Below are 19599 nucleotides of genomic sequence, written 5' to 3'. Positions count from 1 at the left end.
TGAGACCTGCGTTCCCTATACTAGATACTAGTAGGCACCTTGTTCCTTAATCACTGCGCCTTCCACAAGATCTGCCTTCACAATGCTGAACTATGATCCGTTTTATGACTCAGCACTCAGTAATGAAGTATAACTAAATTTATGGTGTCGGCAAGTATTTTTTGAAAATCCCCGGGAGAAGGCAAAACCAGAACACAATCCGCACGGACATGCCCGCATCGACCACATATATTGACTCATGCGTCATTTTTGACCTACCATTCATTTTTAAGAGAACGATTTACCCGAATCATGGACGATTGAATCAGCGGTATATAGAGTCGACTATGGCATCGCAGGATAACGGAGAGCATATATGTATCCAGGCTACTGGGCGAAGATACACCCGACCAAAGCAGCTGCGATCAACTCGTTTACGGGAGAGACAGTTAGCTACGAAGAGTTGAATAATCGCTCAAATCAGCTTGCGCAACTACTGCACTACGAGGGTCTGCGCAGCGGAGACCACATATCGATCTTCATGGAAAATAACCTGCGTTACTACGAAGTAATCTGGGCGGCCCTTAGGTCCGGGTTGTACATCACAACTGTAAACCGCTATCTCACTACCGATGAAGCCGCTTATATCGTCAATGACAGTCAATCCAAAGCGCTTATCACTTCGTTTTATTTAAGAGAGGCGGCTGACGGCTTACCGTCCAAACTCGACAACTGTCCAGTTCGGTTAATAGTAGACGGGGAATTGCCCGGCTACGCCAGCTACCAAGAGTCTTTGGACCATTACCCGCCGTGCACCCTTGACGCCGAGCCGGAAGGAGCCACCATGCTGTACAGCTCAGGCTCCACAGGCAAACCGAAGGGTATCAAGCGAAGGTTGCCTGAGCGCAGCGTGGCGGACTTCCCGGAAAGGGGTTTGAAGCCGTTCTCGAGTCATTGGCATTGGGATAATTCGACGATTTATCTTAATACTGCTCCCAACTATCATTCGGGTCCCATGCTATTCTCGGTCCAGAGTCAGCGTATGGGAGCAACTGTGGTGATGATGCCCAGGTTCGAGGCTGCAAAGGCGCTGAAGGCTATCGAGGACTTTGGCGTAACGCACAGCCAGTGGGTGCCCACAATGTTCACTCGACTGCTTAAACTCAGTGAAGCGGAGCGACAGCAATATAACCTTAGCTCACATAAAGTCGCCGTGCACGGCTCAGCGCCTTGCCCCGTTTCTGTCAAGCACGACATGATCGACTGGTGGGGGCCAATACTCTATGAGTTCTACGGTGCCACCGAAGGCGTTGGCTCTACTCTTGTGACGTCAGAAGAATGGCTGAAAAGGCCGGGCACCGTGGGCACCCCGGTAGGTGCCACAATACACATTTGCGATGAGAACGGCGCGGAGCTGCCGCCTGGGGAAGTAGGCCTAATCTATTTCGAAGTTGCAAAAAGGGTGTCTTTTAAGTATCACAAGGATTCTGACAAGACTCACAAGTCGCGACATCCCACGCACGAGACCTGGATCGCGATCGGCGATATGGGCTACCTCGATGATGAAGGATACCTTTTCCTGAAAGACAGGGCCGATTTCATGATCATCTCCGGTGGCGTGAACATCTACCCCAGAGAGTCAGAGGACGCGCTTATCCAACACCCCCAAGTCGCGGACGTAGTAGTTTTTGGAGTTCCCAACGAGGAAATGGGTGAGGAGGTAAAGGCCATCGTACAGCTGGAGTCACCGGCCAGTGCAACTGGCGCCATGGAGCAGGAACTCATCACCTATGCCAGAGAGCGGCTGGCACACTTCAAATGTCCTCGTAGCATTGACTTTGTCGATCAATTGCCGCGGTTGCCCACGGGGAAAATATCCGTCGCAGCTCTCAGGGCAAAATACTGGACAAGACAATAGATATACGCGGCAAAGTTGATAGAGGCTCAGAAAGATGAAGATTAACAAGGCGATAAGCTCAGTGAAGGGCTCTTCAGCATGACCGGCCCACTCTCAGGCTTCAGGATTCTCGACCTCTCCGCAGTGTTGTCAGGACCGCTGGCTACAACATCGCTTTGTGATCAGGGCGCGGAGGTCATAAAGGTTGAGGCATTCACGGGCGACGTGATTCGTCATACGCAAAGCAGCCAGGATGGTCTCACTACTCTCTTCGTATCCAGCAACAGGGGCAAGAAAGCGATCGCCATCGACCTCAAAACGGACGCTGGGATCGGTATCATCAAGCGTATGGTGCAGGATGTCGATGTGGTCGTGCAAAATTTTCGCCCGGGCGCAATTGAGCGTATGGGCCTCGGTTACGACGTCCTTCGAGCAATCAATCCGGCTATTGTCTATTGTTCCATCTCCGGCTTCGGTAGCAAGGGTCCATATGTCAACAGACGCGTTTACGACCCTATTGTGCAGGGCTTGTCGGGCATCAATTTTGTGCAAGGGGGCCCCGATGGCCCCCCACAAATGATTCAGGCAACGCTAGCAGATGTGGTGGCGGCGATTACTGCCTCGCAATCGATTACGGCAGCCCTGCTGTCGCGCGAAAAAACCGGCGAGGGCCAGCACGTCACGGTCGCAATGATCGATGCGTTGATCTCACTGACCTGGCCCAGTGCCATGGTCGGCAACATGATGGTCGACAGGGAGGCTCGCGAGCCGAGAGCGCCCTACAGGGGGAACGATCTTATCTTTAAAACTGCTGATGGGTACATTACCGCCGCTGCGGTTTCAGAATCCGAGTGGCAGGGCCTGTGCCAGGCAGTTGGCCGCGAGGACTGGTTGCAGCATGAGCGCTTGAATACTCCGGCTGGACGCACAACCAACACCCGCACACTATCTGAACTCCTCTCTCCAATCATACTAACAAAGTCATCGCGACACTGGCTCGAGCTATTAGACCGCAATGGTGTACCCTGCGGCCGCGTAATTACTTGCGCCGAGGTGCCGGACGACGAGCAGATTATTGTCAATGAGCTGATTGAAGTGCTTGATCACCCGATCATTGGCAAGATACGACAGTCCCGTCCGGCGGCCAGGTTTTCGGCAACCCCTGCCAAAATCCAGGGCTTCGCCCCCAGGCTCGGCGAGCATAGCAAGGAGATACTGGCTCAATTCGGATTCTCGGAAGACGAGATTTGCGATCTATTCGCAAGCGATATTGTACGATAGGGCTCGGCCGGCCTAGAAACCTAAAGTTTCTCACAGCTCCAAATACGCTTACTTTTTTTGCTCCTTCTGCTCACTCACCACTCTTCAATGGTCCGGGTAACGCGAACTTTCCTTATTCGTATTTCACGAATCCTGGCTCAGCTCGGCTCAGCCAGCACCCTTACCGACTTATGTTGTGAGATTTAGCAAAGAAGTCTTGTTGAGTCTATTTTAATGACTTACAATTCATTACTGAACTATAGCTCATTATAAAGGAAGACAACTTATGTCGAATGTTGAACTCAATACAGAGATTGAATTGACTGATGAGATAATAGCCGGCCTGCAGAAGACCGTAGCGGAGTCAACTGAAACTCCCGTAAAGCGACAGTGGCACTGCGAAACATCGCTGGACAGCGTACGTCACTGGGCTTGGGGCATCGGGGACGACAACCCACTCTGGAGTGAGCCTGATTACGGCAGCCAGACAGGCTACGGCACTACCCTGACCCCGCCCTCCTTCTATTACAGTTGCAATCAGGGGCCGAACGGCTTCCGTAGTGAACCAACGCGCGGAGAGGGACTGCCAGGGCTACACGCGATCTGGGCATGGGATCGCTGGATGTGGCCGCAACCCGTACCGCGCAATACTCCTGTCCACACTACCAAGCAGGCTATCGAGGCGAATGTACGCCCTAGTAAATTCGGTGGCGATCGTTGTGTAGAACTGGTGACTCGCTACTTGTTCAGGGATCACAATGAGACTCTCCTTGCGAGCTACGATGTCGCATATATGCACTTCGGCCGCGCCGTAGCTGCTAAAAAAGGCAATAAAGGCAAGTCAGTGGAACGCCAGGTCTGGACTGACGAAGCTCTGGCCAGACTCGCCGATGACGTCTACAGGGAAGACCACACTCGTCGAGGTGCAGACGATCTCGTTTGGGACAAGGTTGTTATCGGCGATGAAATCGGCACGGTTGTTAAAGGCCCCTTAAGCGTCACTGAGACGATCGCTTTCACTAGTGGCTGGGGTGGCCCGTTCATCATGGCTTCCGAGATAGCCCACCGCTACATCCGGGATCACCCGCGCGCCAACGCTCCGGATCGATACATGCGCATCCCGGACTTCCCCCAGCGAGCACACTGGGATGCGGACTGGGCTCGAGAATGTGGCTTTCCCGACGCCTATGACTACGGTGGTCAACGATTTGGATGGATGATGCACGGCGTGACCGACTGGATGGGCGATAACGGACACCTGTTGAAATTCGAGGGAAAGTTGCTGGGCCTGAATATTATTGGTGATGCCTCCTGGTGTAGCGGCTCCGTTAGCAATAAGTTTATAGACGAGGAGGGACGACGTTGCATCGAGCTTAATCTGAAAATGACAAATCAACGTGATGAGTTGACGACAGTCGCGACTGCGGTTGTGGTCGCTCCACGTTGATAACTCAGCCTGCACAATCTTCGTCACTAGCCAACTTGTCCAGTTAATGCCAACAGGGACCTGACCATGAATGACGTAAAAAGCTCGGAGAACTTACTGCCTGTTGTCGGTTTTCTCAAGATCCCTAAAGACGGTCAACCTTACCTCGAAGGAGCGCGTTGTGACGAATGCGAAGCCGTTTATACAAAGCCTCAAACCCATTGCGCCCAATGTCTGTCACCCAACTCACTACGACCATACAAGCTGGGGTGTACGGGTAAACTCTACACCTACTCCATTGTTTGCAGGTCCTTTCCAGGTATAGAGGTGCCATTTATATCAGCCTATGTTGATCTGGATGGTGGTGGCGCACTGAAAGGAAATCTGATTGATGTTGAAGCAACACCCGATGCGATCCGCTTCGGTATGCCGGTGAACATCATTTTTGACGAAGCACTTGGGCGAAAGGATCGCAAAGGAAACAGCTATCTGAGCTATTTCTTTGCTCCTGCCTAGGTCTTTTTATTTTCACCATCAGCCCTACCCTACAACGGCTTGGAGATTTGCCAATGAATGAAGTGTATGTGCTCGGCATTGATATGATTAAATTTGGTCGGTACCCAGATAAAACGGTCCCCCAACTCGGCGCAGAGGCGGTTCTCTTGGCGCTTGATGATGCCGGTCTGACGATGCGCGATATCGAATCACTATATTGCGGCAATGCGTATCAGGCAAACGCCATGGTAGGACAGCGTATACTTCAGGAGATCGGCCAGACCGGAATACCGGTGATCAATGTTTCGAACGCGTGTGCTACCGGTGCAACGGCATTTCGCGAAGCCTGGATGGCCGTGAAGGCAGGTGCTTGCGACATTGTGGTTGCCGTGGGTGTTGAGCAAATGGGAAAAGGCTTGCTCGGAAGCGCCGGCGGCGAGAGAGGAATATCAAAAGAAGGACTGCTTGGTTCCGGATCAATGCCTGCCACTTTCGCTGCAATTGGTCTCGAGCATACCCGCAGCCATGGCACTACCTTTGAGCAATTTGCCAAGGTAGCGGTGAAGAACCACAAGCATTCGACAATGAATCCAAAGGCGATGTATCAGAAAGAGACGCCTTTGGAGGAGGTCATGAATGCCGAAATGATCGCCTACCCAAACACAAAGATGATGTGCTCAGTGAATGTAGACGGTGCCGCAGCGGCAGTTCTGGTCTCGGAAAAGAAGGCTAAAGAGCTCGGTATGAAACGAGTAGTACGTATAGCGGCATCTGCGTTGGCAACTGACCCCTATCAGCTCAGAAATCCTACGTTGCCTGACATTAATTCATGTACCAGAATCGCTGCAAAAAAAGCCTATGGTATGGCGGGTATCACCGCTGGTGACCTCGATCTTGTAGAACTGCATGATTGCTTTGCCACAGCCGAACTCGTTCATTATGAAAACCTTGGTCTATGCAAGGATGGCGACGCAGGCAGATTGATTGACTCGGGTGAAACTGCACTGGGCGGGAGAATACCTGTCAATGTCTCGGGAGGCTTGCTATCAAAAGGTCACCCCATTGGCGCAACTGGTATCGCCAATATCTACGAAATCTGCACACATCTGCGCGACGAAGCGGGCGAACGACAAGTAAAAAACGCCAGGTACGGTCTCGCTCACGTCATTGGTCTAGGCACATGCTGTGGCGTGCATATACTCGAACGTGCAAACTAGTGCGAAGGATCCAAAACTATGAATTTCGAATGGAGTGAGGCAGAAAAGGCTTATCGTAGTGAGGTGGTCGCGTTTCTTGAGGAGCATGTTACGGAAGAGGTCCGAGGGAGCTGGCTAGTCGACACACCAGCGCGCATTGAGTTCGTATCAAAAATGGCCGCTAAAGGTTGGTTGGGCCAAGGATTCCCAGAGAAGTATGGGGGAACGCCGAGTACCACTCCATTTGCCCAATACATACTCAACGTCGAGCTTGATCGATTCAACGCTCCAATCGTAGGCAAAAATGTAGGTACTATAGCCAGAACGATACTCCACGTCGGCAGCGAATCGCTAAAGCTTGATTTCCTTCCCAAAATATTTAATAACGAAGGTCAATGGGCTCTAACCTATTCAGAGCCCAGCGCGGGAACTGACCTGGGCAATATTTCCACTTTTGCAGAGAACAAGGGCGATCATTTAGAAGTGAACGGAATGAAACACTACATTACCTCAGCGCATTTCTGCGATTGGTATTGGATGGTCGTAAAAACGTCGCACGAACTTCCGAAGCACAAAAATCTCAGCCTCATCATTGTTGACGCCAACTCTCCAGGAATTTCAATTGCCCCAATGTATTGCGTAGGAACGACGACAGCAGAACGAACAAATCAAGTCTTTTTTGATCGTGTAAAGGTTCCGAATTCGCGTATCGTCGGCGAATTGAATCAGGGCTTCTACTACATGATGCAGGCGATCGACTACGAACGCTTCGCCATAATCGCTGCTGCGCAGCACAATAGAAGGTTCCACAAAATATTGGAGTACTTCAAAGAGGTCGACTTCGCCGGCGAAAGACCTTTAACAGACGACCCAGTATCCCGGAGCCAAATGGCAAGGCTGGCCTCCCGTGTAGAAGTGGGCAATATGCTGGAGAGATTGTGCATGTGCATCGCGGCGGAACGCGTTCCTTCAGTAGAAGCCAGTATGAACAAGGCATGGGGGGCCATGATGCACGATGAGACATGCAGCCTCGCAGAAAACATTCTTGGTCCCTACGGATGTTTGGCAAAAGGCTCACCCTATGCTGCCCTGCAGGGTTATATCATGGAGGAATATCTGATGGCAGGTCACGGGCGAATAGCCGCGGGCGGTGTCGATACCGCGAAAACCATTATCGCGAGGCGACTACTTGGCTTGCCGAACTCCTTTGCCCCCCCAGTATTATCAGCAAGATGATGAGTGTCAATTATCAATGATTGATAGCAGTTTACGCCGGTCAAGAGGGTGAGAGCGTACCTGTCGGGTTGTCGTTTCAGAGTGAATGAACAATGGACATAAAACTTAGCGAAGATCAGAACTTGTTGCAGGACACCGCCGCCAGGTTCATGCAAAGAGAGTGCGGTTTTGAGTTTTTACGCGACATAGAAAACAACAGTAACACGGGTTTTTGTCCACACATGTGGAGAAGCTTTGCAGAAATGGGCTGGCTGGGTATAAACCTTCCGGAAGAGTATGGCGGAATGGGAATGACTATGGTCGATAACGTCATTTTACTGCGTGAACTTGGGCGAAAAATCTGTCCCAGCCCATTGCTTCATACTGTAGTCACAGCCGGCGAGTCCATCAGCCGTTGCGGCACAGAGGTACAGAAACGAGAGTTGCTGCCAAGTATCGTTGCAGGCACATCGGTCTATGCATTTGCCTTTCAGGAGCTCTCGCGCTTCTTTCATCCCTCACACATCCGATGTGAGGCAAAGGTTGAAGGCGACGCCTATGTGATCAGCGGTCGCAAGATGTTCGTCGAGTTTGCCGATAGGGCGGACACACTTCTGGTGGTCGCACGGACTGGCGGGCCTGCAATAAACCGAAAGGACAGCAGTGGTCTCACGATGTTTCTCGTAGATCGCCACAGCGTGGGTGTGACGTGTGAGCTCATGCCGACTATGTCACGGGACCGTCAGTACGAAGTCGTCTTCGATAATGTTCGTGTCCCAGAAAGCTGTATTCTGGGCAACGTTGACAGAGCCTGGGCGGATTTGGAGCCCGCTATACAGAAAACTGCAATCGCCTTGTGCGCCTATACGAACGGGGCAGGATTCGAGATGCATGCTCGCGCAACACAGTACGCCAAGGATCGTGTTCAATTTGATCGCCCCATCGGGCAGATGATGACGATACAGATGTACCTGGCACAGTCAATCATGGAACTGTACGGGGCCGATACACTGACACTGTTTACCGCGTCGAACATGGATCAAGGACTGAATGTTCGCGGCTATGTAGGAAAGATGAAAGCGTTTTGCGCCGAGACAGTTTGTCGAAATATGGATACTGGATCGCAGATCTTTGGTGGTATGGGCTACATGGAGGATCATGACACTACCCTGTACCTGCGCCGCGGAAAACAACTCGAGTTAATGCTGGGTGGCACTGAATACTGGCTCGAAGTTATTGCTGAAGAAATCATTGACCGTCAACCGGTCAACCTTTCATAGGATGCTCGCGATGCCATTTAGAACACGAATCACGGAAATGCTCAATATCACTCATCCCATCGTACAGGGCGGAATGGCGCACGTAGGCGTTGCTGAGTTGGCAGCAGCAGTGTCAAATGCGGGGGGACTCGGGATCATTACCGGCTTGACACAACCCAACCCTGGAGCATTAGCGAAGGAAATCGAGAGGTGCCGTGAAATGACATCCGCTCCCTTCGCCGTCAATATGACAGTATTCCCAACAATAAATTCTCCTGACTATAAAGCCTATTGTCACGCCATCATCGACAGTGGTGTCACTGTCGTTGAGACCGCCGGAACGCCCGCCATCGCGGAACTTTGGAAGCTGTTCAAAGCGGAAAATATCACGATCATGCACAAATGCACCTCTGTCCGCCACGCTCTTTCCGCACAACGGAAAGGAGTGGACATCATCTCTATTGACGGATTCGAGTGCGCAGGACATCCAGGCGAGGACGATATTCCCGGGCTTATTTTGGTTCCCGTCGCCGCTGACAAGATCAGCATACCCATGATAGCCAGCGGTGGATTCGCTGATGGGCGCGGCCTCATTGCCGCCCTTGCGCTGGGTGCAGAGGGCATCAATATGGGGACGCGGTTTTGTGCAACAAAGGAAGCGCCTATTCACGACAGAATCAAGCAGTGCTATATCGACAATGACGAGCGCGGGACAAACCTCATTTTCAGAAACCTGAAAAACACCGCCCGGGTTGGGAAAAGCGAAGTGTCCGACGAGGTCGTTCGTCGGCTTTCACAGCCTGATGCAAGCTTCGCCGACGTGGCCGATCTGGTAAATGGAAAAGCCGGGGCGGCCTTGATGAAAACCGGCGACATAAATTCTGGTATCTATTGGGCTAGCATGGCGCAGGGACTAATCCACGACATCCCCAGCGTGCAAGAGCTTATAGATCGCATTATTCTTGAGGCTGAGAGCATCCTCTCTCATAGACTGGCGGGGTTCGTACGCACATCCCCCATAAGCGAATCGATAGACAGGGAATCCATCAGATGACGGCACAAGACTACAGTGACATCCTCTACGAGATCCATGATAGTGCAGCAATAATTACTCTTAACCGTCCAAAAAGATTGAATGCCATTACCGCGCTTATGGGTAAGGAACTTCGGCACGCTCTAGCCAGAGCCGAGAATGACAAACAAGTTGTTGGTATTGTCATTACTGGGGCAGGCGATGCATTTTGCGCCGGCGTGGATATGGCAGATTTACACCAGGCAGGGCAATCGGGGTGGCCTGAAAAACGCCTGGGTGATACTGAGGAATCCAGTGAAAGACTGAAGGCGGAACCAGGTCGGCTCGAGCTGCCCGAGGGATTCCACAAAGGCACTTACTCATACTTTGCTACGATTAACAAGCCTGTAATTGGTGCAATCAACGGCGCAGTGGCTGGCGCAGGACTCGCGCTTGCATTGTTTTGTGACATACGCTTTTTCGCTGAATCAGGCTATGTTTCTTCCTCCTTCTCGAGACGCGGGCTTATCGCTGAACTAGGCATTTCATGGGTATTACCGAAACTCGTGGGCACGGACTGGGCACTGGATATACTCTGGTCAAGTCGTAAAGTGTTTGGCAAAGAAGCAAAGGAGATTGGACTTGGTACACGTGTGTACAAGGATGATGAGCTAATCCCGAATTCGCTTGCCTATATTAGCGATATTGCGGAAAACTGCTCTCCCGCCTCAATCGCAGGTATTAAGGGTCAGGTGTATCGCGATCTATTCAGGCCTCCCACAGAAGCATTCAAGGAAGCGAACAAGCTTATGAAGGAAAGTATCGCAGGTCCAGATTTCAAAGAGGGCGTTCAATCTTTCTTAGACAGACGCAAGCCCAACTTTGCACGCTTAGGAAAGAACTGACGCTTGCACACTCCAAGTAGGTGCCGTTACCGACCTGTCCAGACGGGCTTTCGCTTCTCCGCAAAAGCTAACCTGCCTTCACGCGCATCATCACTGGCAGCACAGATACGCTGAAGGGCCGCTTCCGCCAGGATTGTTTCGCTCAGATCTTTTTCCACAGCGACATTCAGCGCTTGCTTTGCATACCGCATGGAGAGAGGCGCTCGCTTGCCAAGCTCGCGAGCCCAGTCCAACGTATCCTTCATCAAGCGCTCAAGAGGAACCACACGGTTACACAAACCCCACTCAAGGCAGTTCTGCGCGCTGATTCGCTCGCCAGTAACAATGACCTCATAAGCACGTTTTTTACCCAGTGTGCGTGCCAGATGCCAGCTCGCACCTCCATCAGGAATCAAGCCAATGCCTCCAAAGGCCTGGTATATGTAGGCATCGTCTGCCATTACTGTCAGATCGCAACACATTGCAAAGGCACTGCCCACACCAGCGGCAGCGCCGTGGATGGCACTGATCCAAGGCTTGGGTGCTTCCCATATCGCTTGTAATTTCGGCAGATATTCGTCTTCGAGAATGTAGTCGTCAACTCGCTCACCAAGATCTGCTCCTCCGCAAAACCCTTGACCTTTTCCTGTCAGAATGACAATCCGAATACTGTCGTCCTCGTTCAACTCTGGAATTGCCTGCGAGAGATCGCGGAGCATGGCTGAACCTATTGCGTTTAACTTTTCCGGCCTGTTTAGGCTCAGCACAGCAATGTCATCGTGGCGTTCGATCAGTAATGTTTCGTAGTTGTTCTTAGTCTTCAATTGCCCCTCCTGGACTACTGCTTACGATTCAACAGTCGTACTACGCTGCTAAAAATAGTTTTCTTGCCTACTGGCACATTCGCGTTTTGGGGCTTGGCTTCAGCTGTTCCTGAGAGATAAAGAGAAGCTATCGCCGCTGGAATCATCAAGCTACCTAGAACCAACCAGGCGACATCATAGCTGCCGGTAGCATCGAAGGTACTGCCGGCGATCCACGGCCCGATCGCCGAACAGCTTAGTACGGATACGGATAGCCCCCTGACCCGTCCGAAAGACACAATGCCAAAATCACGCCTGATCATTGCAGCCAGCAGTGGCGCCACACTCCCCGTGGCAAGTCCCACCAGAGCGGCAATCGCTAGTAACGTGGAGTACCTTAGCTCCGTGACAATAAGAATAGCGAGTGCCGCAGCGAGAGAAGCAAGAGCGATAGCGTATAAAATGCCAAGGTTAGTTCGGTCAGCAAGAAAACCAAACAACAGTTTCGCTAGAATCATCACGGATGCCATAAGCGCGACAGCATAGGATACTGTAACCGCGCTTATTCCATGGTCCTTCGCCAAAGGAGCCATATTCTGTTGGATTGCCACAAAAATAGCTGTAACCACAGTAAAGCAAAACATCATCGTCCAAAATGATGGGGCTTTAAGAATACCAGATAATCCCCACTCAACATCCGCAGAACGGCTATTGCGTTCAGATGTTGAAACCTTAGTGTCTTGGGCCACTACTTCCGCCTTCGCAGGTGAGTCGTAGATCAAAAGTGAAGCCGGAACGATAAACAGCACCACTAGTGCCGCCAACCAAACATTAGCCTCGCGCCAACCGAATCTTGATTGCAGGTAAACCATCAGAAGCGGCATTAAAAGACCACCAATTGATGTTCCGGTTGTAACCACACCCATTGCCAGACCACTATTTCGATCAAACCATCGCGTGACTAATGTTTGCGCCGTTATCGGTCCGGCGAGAAGCACGCCGATCACCGTCAGAACTGTGAAGCTCAAGCCGATTTGCCAAAGAGCCCCCGCATAACTGGATGCAAGGAGCCCCAGGGAAAAGCAAATTGCACCTAGTGCAACCAGAAAACGAATTGACAGGGTATCTGCGGCACGTCCCGCAAAGGGAGAGAGCACAGCCATACCCGCTTGCAAACCCAGGAAGACTAACATGACGTCTCCGCGTCCCACGCCGAACTCTTCTTCCCAATGTGGTACCCAGAAGGTAAAGCTGTAGATTGCAATTCCAAATATAATCGCCTGGTACCCGACCGCCACAGCGACAATGTTCCAACCGTAGTACCAGGGAGTCGAAAGTATCGGCATTGCGGTCCTCCTCGCACTCATTTTTTTATGGTGGGTCAACTAACCGCGGTACCGAACAGGCAGGCTCGGCAAGACATCGGTAGTCAATATCGTTCCATCGCTTCCAGCCGGCCCACAACCTTGATTAAGCGAGAACCAACGCTCCCAACTTTGCACGCTGATACGCTGCATCTCCGAGAATAAACTGGCTGTGTAACTGTCGTTTCATATAGAGATGTACAAAGCACTCCCAAGTAAAGCCTATTCCGCCGTGCAACTGGACCGAAATACGCGAACCGTAGCCAACGGCATCAGTCGCAGCGGCTTTTGCCATCCGGGCAAACTGTTCGGCCATCTCTGGCTCGTGATCGATAGCGCAGGCAGCGTTATATGTCAGGGCACGCGACTGATCGATTTCTGTCATGAAATCAACAAGCGGATGCTTAACAGCTTGAAAAAAACCAATAGGACGATCAAATTGAACGCGTGACCTTGCGTATTCGACGGTAGTTTGTAACTGCCACTCTGCTGCGCCGCACATATCCGCGCTGAGAATGGTCAACATCGCGGGCGTAGCAGACTGCAACGCTGCCACTGCTTCGCCCGGCGCTGCAACGACCTGAACATCATCATATCGTACATTGTCGAACACTATGTGAGCCTGATCTCTGGTGAGATCAATGATTTTGTCTGCACAGATATTTACTCCCGGTGTGTTCGCCGGCATCACATATAATCCGAGGCCGAGCTCGCTCTTTGCCTTAACCAGAAAGTAGTCAGCTTTTCTGGCTTCCTGCACAAACCAAGCAGTCCCATTCAGCACTCCGTCGCTTACCGAAATATCGCAGGTCTCATTCTCCCACGAGCCGTAACGATCGCCGGACGCAAAACTGAAGGTTTTGCCGTCCACAACCAGAGCCAGAGCCAGGTCGGCACCTTCGGTTGCGCAGGCATCGAGAATGTAGCAAGCACTGAGCGTGGATATTAAAGGACTGGGTAGCGCCGCGCGACCGGCCTCTTCAATGAGGCCGGCGACAGCAACGGTAGACATGCCAGCGCCACCGAGTCTTTCAGGCACGGCTATGGTCAGCCAGCCTAGCTCAACGATCTCCTGCCATAGTGAACGATCCCAATAGCACTCTGACTCCTGCTCTTGCTTCCAGTTGGAGGCAACGAGCCTATGAAGCCTATCGGTGGGGAACTTATCTCTGAAGAATGCATGAGCTACCTCTTTGAGCGCTTTTTCGTCTTCGCCGAAACCGAAATTCCTTGGTTGAACCATCTAGATGTCCTCTTTACTTTGTTTTGGCCAAACCCAGAATTTTTTCTCCGATAATATTTCGCTGTATCTCGTTAGTTCCGCCGGCAATCGTCGCCCCGAACGAATCCAAATACGACCGGGACCAACGGCCACCGTCTGGTGCGTTGGGATCTGATGTCGCCAATGTGCTACCACATCCTTGAATTTCCATCGCCAGAGCAGACATTTGTTGCAGATAATCCGCCGCCACAACTTTGTCCTGCATGGCAAATCTGGCCGGGTTCCCAGCGAGGTCCTTAACGGAACGCATCCTACGCATCTGTCTAATCCCCTGCGAGCGGGTCAGCATCTTCATCAGTCTATCCATCAATACTGGGTCTTCAGAGACAGGTTTGCCGTTTTTTACAGAGTTCCTCGCCAACTCAACAAGAGGATAGATTTTTTCAGCTTTCTGGCTTTTTGATTGGAGTCCCTGACCGCCTGAGAGCGGTTCGATGTAGAAGCCAGCCCCTCGCTCATGGGCAAGCGTCGTAGAGATTACGTTCCATCCCTCGCCGATTTCGCCTACACGGTAGCTATCTTCGATCTCGAGGTTGTCCAGCCTTACCTCATTGAACTCCGCGTCTCCGGTTATCTTGACCAAAGGTCGGACTGTTACCGATTTGTCCAGCTCCGCTTTCACCGGCACTACAAAAACTGTCAGCCCTTTGTACTTTTCGTGTTTGTCAGTTCGCGCCGCCAATAGCATCCAGTCTGCAAACTGGGCCATCGACGTCCAGACTTTGTGACCATTGATAATCCATCTATCGCCTTTTCGCTGTGCAAAGGTTTGCAGACTCGCCAAGTCAGACCCGGCGCAGGGTTCACTGAACCCCTGACACCACAATTCCTGAGCAGAGAAGATACTCCCCAGGAATCGTCGCTTTACCGCTTCGGAGCCGTGTATGCACATTGACCCAGCTACAATCTGTAGGCCGACCATGCCGGCCAATACTGGCGTCCTTGCGTTTCTCATCTCCTGATTGGCAATTGCCTGGCAATTCGACCTTCCACCACCTCCATATTCGCTGGGGTAGTCGCAGCCGATCAAGCCGGCGTTGTAGGCTGACAGCTGCCAGCTTCGCGCGTACTCAAGTTGCTCCAGACTTAAGATTCCACCCGATGTGGCAGGCATCTTGAATGCTGGGGGGGCAGGAACATTTTTCTTCAGCCACTCTCGACAGTGCGCACGAAATTCAGACTGCTCTGGCGTCTCTCCCGCGGAATTCTTAGCCATCTCACTCTCCTGTTATGGATAATCAACCGAGCAGTTCAGGCCGCCATAGAGCATCCGGCGGCAAGCTTGACGGTCAACCCATGGTGAATTATAGTTCAATACTGATTTGGGACTCAATTATAAAGGCGATCGAAGCTGAACTGCAAATATAAATTCCCTGTCTAAGAAATCGGCTGCGCGGAAAGGGCAAAAATGTCAATCCGCACAGAAGCCGAAAAGCTGACTATGGAAGCTTTGTCGGCGGAGACCGGACTGATTGATACTTACAGGCACAACTAAATGCTCATCCAAATGTCACTTCACGATCATTAATCGGGGAACCGCGATGTCCGAATTCGATACCATTATTTATTCTGTGGAGGAAGGATACGCCAGTGTCACACTCAACCTTCCGGAAAAACACAACGCCATGACTCCACAGATGCTTAACGAAATCGAAGCGGCGATGCTTGAAGCCGATAACGACAATGCGGTCCATTCTGTACTGATCAAGGGCGCAGGCCCCTCATTCAGCGCTGGTTATGCGCTGGGAGACGGAGGTAGGAATATTGGTCTTAACCCCTCGGCGCAGTACAGAAGAGGTCGGGATATAGACGACGACAGCTGGCACATAGAACAAAGTAACAAGCGTTTATTGTCAATTTTTGACATGCACAAACCAGTTGTTGCGCAGGTACATGGGAATTGCCTGGCGGGAGGCACCGATCTGGCACTACTGTGCGATATCGTAATCTGCTCGGATGATGCAGTTTTTGGTTTTCCCGCCGCCCGGGGAATGGGAACCTTGCCGATTAATATGTGGCTCTACCACACCTCCCCCCAGTGGGCGAAACGGCTTTTCCTTACCGGAGACACCATAGTTGGTAAAGATGCTGCAAAGATTGGCCTGGTACTCAAATCCGTCCACCCGGAAGGCCTTGCACTGGAATGCACTCACCTGGTTAAACGCATGGCTTTAATCGATCATCATGTATTGTCGTGTAACAAGCGCGTGTTGAACATGGGGCTAGAGTTGATGGGTGCGAAGACGCTTCAGAGATTTGCCGCCGAGATGGACGCCAGAGGGCACAAGGCCAGGGCTGGATCTGCCTTTATATCGAACGTGAAGGAAGTCGGGCTTAAAGCAGCGTTCCGGGAACGCGATGAGCCCTTCGGTTATAGCATGGTTTCCGTGGACAAGCCGGACGCACAGTGATTCAGGAGATCGCCTGAAGATCAGGTCGATGTAAATTTGGGGGTGCGTTTTTCTATGAATGCCTTAGGGCCTTCAACGGCATCCTTGGAACGAAGCACACGCAAAGCAACTTCGTCTTCGATCTTGTACGCATCTTCGTAGCGAAGACCGCTAGTGCGCAAGACGACTTCTTTACATGCCTGCACAGCCAAAGGTGCGTTGTCTGCCACAAGGCGTGCAATATCATGCGCACGTTTTTGAAGACCATCTGCGGTTGTGATTTCGTTAACCAGGCCGATGCGATGTGCCTCTTCGGCGCTCATAGGTTCTCCTGTCAGGAGGATTTCCATTGCCTTGGCCAGCGGTATCTGCCGCGCCAGCCTGACCATTGATCCACCACCCGGTGCGAGTCCTCGCTTAACCTCGGTAAGCCCGAGGGTTGCTTGGGGGGCTGCGATCCGTAGATCGCACGCTCCCAGGATTTCAGAGCCGCCGGCGAGAGCAAAACCGTTTATCGCTGCGATAACCGGTTTGTAAAGATCGAACCCTCGAAGTACCGCTCTCATTTGGATAGATTTATCCGCCAATAGCTCCTCGTCCCATTCGTCCTGTGCCGACCTGGAACGGGTCAACAGCGGAAGCAGGGAACCCAAGTCAGCGCCAGCGCAGAAGGCTCGGTCCCCTGCGCCGGTCAACACGGCTACGCGCATATCGATGTCGTCACGGAAATCCAGCCACGCTCGAGAGAGTTCGACAAGCATTTGGGCATTCATCGCGTTGTGCTTTTCAGGACGATTCATCGTTATTGTCGCGATGCCATTATGCTTCTGATAAAGTATTGAAGGCATGAAGTTTCCTTTCTTGGCTAAGGACTCAATGAAATAACGAGACAGCGTATTTTATATGAGCTATAATTCAAAACTGAAGTCTAGCTCAATAGATATCGCGTTTCAAGGTAGCAACTGATACAGTAAACCGAACCTACTTGATGGAGTGTTCGTTGCTTTAATTCCGACCGCACCAGGATTGATACTCCCTTCGAAAAATCGAGCAGGATGCTAATTTGAAAACCAAAGTAAGCGCTTCTACCAACAAGAGCGGGGCTGAAGTGAATCCTGATAAACCGAAACGTCGCAAGGACGGTAGACTTACCAAGGCGGAGCGTACCAAGAAATCAATCTTGGAGTCTGCACAGATTGTCTTTGCTGAAGAAGGCTATGATCGAACGACTCTGGATGATATCGGTGATCGGGTAAATCTCCTCGGAACCGCGATTCTCTACCACTTCAAGAGCAAGAAACATCTCTATCACGAAACCTTGCGCTTTTCCTTCAAATCAATATCCAAGAAAATAACCGCTGATATAGATCAGTCGCTATCGCTTGAAGAAATGGTCGTGAAGATCGGAATTGACCTCATTAGAGAGAGCGTTGATCGACCGGAGTCTGTGAAACTGTTTATGCGGGAAGCGGCCGCGGGTACGCCTGAATCGCTCTCTATAATAGGACCGATGATAGGCAATGCACTGCAATATCTCATAGCAGCCTTGGAGAACCCCAAGCGGTCCTCGAAATCGACAGTGAACTTCGATCCGGTTTTGGTAACCAGTATGCTTCTGGGCGTCATCAGCTTTTATTTCTCTGGTTTCCCCACCATTATGGGCGACAAGTTGCCCTATGATCCACTTGACCCCGAGCGAGTTAGAAAGCTCGAAAACTCCATCGAAATCTTTGTCAGACTCCTAATGAACACTAACAAAGAATCATAAGGCACCACCGCTCTTGTACACCTACTCCGGATTTCCGCCCCACACCTACGCGCTGAGGTACCCGGCACCCGGATCACCCAAGCTCGCAGCGAAGGTGCAGGCATCGCTCGCTACTGCCGGCATTGTCAGCGAGGCAGAACATACCTGCGGCATGCATCATGGGGTATTAATTCCCATGAAGATGGCATTCCCCGAGGCCGATACCCCCATCGTCCAGCTCTCGCTGAAGCTTTGCCTGGCCCCCGCAGAACATCTGGCTCTCGGCCGAGCGCATTGCCCCTGCGTCGGAAAGGTCTGCTCATAGTCGGCAGCGGCAAGAGCTACCACACCGCTTCATCTCCGACGCTAACAGTCTGGTTGCGGACTCGATAGTGTTAGATGAGTGGTTGGCAGAAACGGCCCAGTTACCGGCACAGATTCGCGCGCAGCGCCTGACCGCATGGGCCGTTATACACGGAAAGCGTGCGTCCCACCCGCGCGAGGAGCCCCTCCTATCTTGCATGTTGTTGCCGGTGCCGATGACAATGATGCAAGCGAGCACGTATTTCAGGATTGCGTAATCGGAAGCACACAATCCGCTTTCATGTTTGGCGATTGGCTGGTGCAATCGGTTTTTGGCGATCGTCCCTTCGCAACTGCAACTACCGCACCCGACAATCCCGCAACTCTCGAGCCGATAATATCGGCCAGTCAACCCAAAACCCCGTCCGCCCTGAGCGCAGTAAGTGGTGCCAGTGGCACCACTTAGCCCGTCGGAAGCTGGCGGGGTTTTCAGTAGTGCAGGCGTCGCACGTCGTCGCGCGTGACCGCAAGTGTGCATCGTGCAACCGCAAAATCCCGCCCAGCGGTGCTGGGGCTTCCAATTATCCCGGCCCCGGTCTGCGCGCTCAGAACCATTAGGCGTCGCCTGCGCACCGATGCCAGCCCAAGTCACTGCCAAGCGCAGCGGGTAGTGACTTGGGCGCCGTGTCCCGCCGATACCGCAACCGACTATCACCCAGAGCCGCGTGGTTTCTGCGTAAACCAGCCAGATGGCGTCCTGACCTGTCTCATTCCGACACAATCCTTGCCCCGGCAGGACTCTTCGCAGGTCGCGCCACTGGCATCATAAACCCCTCAGGGCGCGGCAGGAACCCCCCCCCCCGCCGCAACTTGACCGGTTTTTTTGTGACAAACGCATTATCTGTTGGTCTATACTCCCCACAGTAGCGAAATTTCCCGTGGCCACTACGGAAAAGTGGCAAGGAAGACCCCACCTTGCAATCGGGGAAGGCAGATTCCAGTAGTGGCATCTGCTGAACGCGTCGCTCAGGGCCGTTCTCGACGCAACGATCAGTAATGACCGGGTCCATCTTCGAACCACCACGGT

The 19599-nt window shown here is 52.1% G+C and carries 17 protein-coding genes; 12 read left to right on the top strand and 5 right to left on the bottom strand.

Translation table 11 applies throughout. The features are described from left to right. Positions 1 to 355: 355 nt before the first annotated feature. From Q6D67_RS20205 to Q6D67_RS20165, 9 genes are all read left to right on the top strand, one after another. The gene (locus Q6D67_RS20205) at positions 356 to 1897 is read left to right on the top strand and encodes an acyl-CoA synthetase (protein WP_304707495.1); all 1542 of its coding nucleotides are present in this window, start codon (positions 356 to 358) and stop codon (positions 1895 to 1897) included. Positions 1898 to 1975: 78 nt separating this feature from the next. After that, positions 1976 to 3157 carry a CaiB/BaiF CoA-transferase family protein gene (locus Q6D67_RS20200; RefSeq protein WP_304707493.1) on the top strand — a complete coding sequence of 394 codons (1182 nt, stop codon included), beginning with the start codon at positions 1976 to 1978 and terminating at the stop codon, positions 3155 to 3157. A 265-nt stretch (positions 3158 to 3422) separates the two neighbouring features. Beyond that, the gene (locus Q6D67_RS20195; RefSeq protein ID WP_304707491.1) at positions 3423 to 4583 is read left to right on the top strand and encodes a MaoC family dehydratase N-terminal domain-containing protein; all 1161 of its coding nucleotides are present in this window, start codon (positions 3423 to 3425) and stop codon (positions 4581 to 4583) included. A gap of 66 nt (positions 4584 to 4649) precedes the next feature. Then, entirely contained in the window at positions 4650 to 5078 is a 429-nt protein-coding gene (locus Q6D67_RS20190) for a Zn-ribbon domain-containing OB-fold protein (RefSeq protein WP_304707490.1), read from the top strand. Between the two features lie 53 nt (positions 5079 to 5131). After that, the gene (locus Q6D67_RS20185) at positions 5132 to 6274 is read left to right on the top strand and encodes a thiolase family protein (RefSeq protein ID WP_304707489.1); all 1143 of its coding nucleotides are present in this window, start codon (positions 5132 to 5134) and stop codon (positions 6272 to 6274) included. An 18-nt stretch (positions 6275 to 6292) separates the two neighbouring features. Beyond that, positions 6293 to 7489 (top strand): acyl-CoA dehydrogenase family protein, encoded by a 1197-nt coding sequence (locus tag Q6D67_RS20180; protein ID WP_304707488.1) that lies wholly within the window; start codon positions 6293 to 6295, stop codon positions 7487 to 7489. A 92-nt stretch (positions 7490 to 7581) separates the two neighbouring features. Beyond that, entirely contained in the window at positions 7582 to 8748 is a 1167-nt protein-coding gene (locus Q6D67_RS20175) for an acyl-CoA dehydrogenase family protein (RefSeq protein ID WP_304707487.1), read from the top strand. A gap of 10 nt (positions 8749 to 8758) precedes the next feature. Further along, positions 8759 to 9781 (top strand): nitronate monooxygenase family protein, encoded by a 1023-nt coding sequence (locus Q6D67_RS20170; protein WP_304707485.1) that lies wholly within the window; start codon positions 8759 to 8761, stop codon positions 9779 to 9781. Further along, entirely contained in the window at positions 9778 to 10644 is an 867-nt protein-coding gene (locus tag Q6D67_RS20165) for an enoyl-CoA hydratase-related protein (protein WP_304707483.1), read from the top strand. Before Q6D67_RS20170 ends, Q6D67_RS20165 begins: the two co-directional genes overlap by 4 nt. A 26-nt stretch (positions 10645 to 10670) precedes the next feature. On the opposite strand, the gene Q6D67_RS20160 is transcribed toward Q6D67_RS20165, so the two are convergent. The 4 genes from Q6D67_RS20160 to Q6D67_RS20145 form a co-directional block, all read right to left on the bottom strand. Then, the gene (locus Q6D67_RS20160; protein WP_304707481.1) at positions 10671 to 11447 is read right to left on the bottom strand and encodes an enoyl-CoA hydratase/isomerase family protein; all 777 of its coding nucleotides are present in this window, start codon (positions 11445 to 11447) and stop codon (positions 10671 to 10673) included. 14 nt (positions 11448 to 11461) lie between these two features. Then, positions 11462 to 12772, bottom strand: a complete 1311-nt coding sequence (locus tag Q6D67_RS20155; RefSeq protein ID WP_304707480.1) for an MFS transporter — start codon at positions 12770 to 12772, stop codon at positions 11462 to 11464. A 124-nt stretch (positions 12773 to 12896) separates the two neighbouring features. Then, complete coding sequence (locus tag Q6D67_RS20150; protein WP_304707479.1) at positions 12897 to 14033, bottom strand: acyl-CoA dehydrogenase family protein; 1137 nt, start codon at positions 14031 to 14033, stop codon at positions 12897 to 12899. A 13-nt stretch (positions 14034 to 14046) separates the two neighbouring features. Beyond that, the gene (locus tag Q6D67_RS20145; RefSeq protein WP_304707478.1) at positions 14047 to 15288 is read right to left on the bottom strand and encodes an acyl-CoA dehydrogenase family protein; all 1242 of its coding nucleotides are present in this window, start codon (positions 15286 to 15288) and stop codon (positions 14047 to 14049) included. 325 nt (positions 15289 to 15613) lie between these two features. Between Q6D67_RS20145 and Q6D67_RS20140 the strand changes: the two genes are divergently transcribed. Continuing rightward, entirely contained in the window at positions 15614 to 16483 is an 870-nt protein-coding gene (locus Q6D67_RS20140; RefSeq protein WP_304707476.1) for a crotonase/enoyl-CoA hydratase family protein, read from the top strand. 20 nt (positions 16484 to 16503) lie between these two features. On the opposite strand, the gene Q6D67_RS20135 is transcribed toward Q6D67_RS20140, so the two are convergent. Continuing rightward, complete coding sequence (locus Q6D67_RS20135; protein ID WP_304707474.1) at positions 16504 to 17310, bottom strand: enoyl-CoA hydratase/isomerase family protein; 807 nt, start codon at positions 17308 to 17310, stop codon at positions 16504 to 16506. A gap of 215 nt (positions 17311 to 17525) precedes the next feature. On the opposite strand from Q6D67_RS20135, the gene Q6D67_RS20130 reads away from it, so the two are divergent. Further along, positions 17526 to 18230, top strand: coding sequence for a TetR/AcrR family transcriptional regulator (locus Q6D67_RS20130; protein WP_304707473.1), 705 nt, complete (start codon positions 17526 to 17528; stop codon positions 18228 to 18230). Between the two features lie 13 nt (positions 18231 to 18243). Further along, complete coding sequence (locus Q6D67_RS21955) at positions 18244 to 18534, top strand: hypothetical protein (protein ID WP_370552004.1); 291 nt, start codon at positions 18244 to 18246, stop codon at positions 18532 to 18534. Positions 18535 to 19599 lie beyond the last annotated feature (1065 nt).

This window comes from Haliea sp. E1-2-M8, from assembly GCF_030649675.1.
Classification (GTDB): domain Bacteria; phylum Pseudomonadota; class Gammaproteobacteria; order Pseudomonadales; family Halieaceae; genus Haliea.
This window is presented reverse-complemented; position numbering and strand designations above follow the sequence as displayed.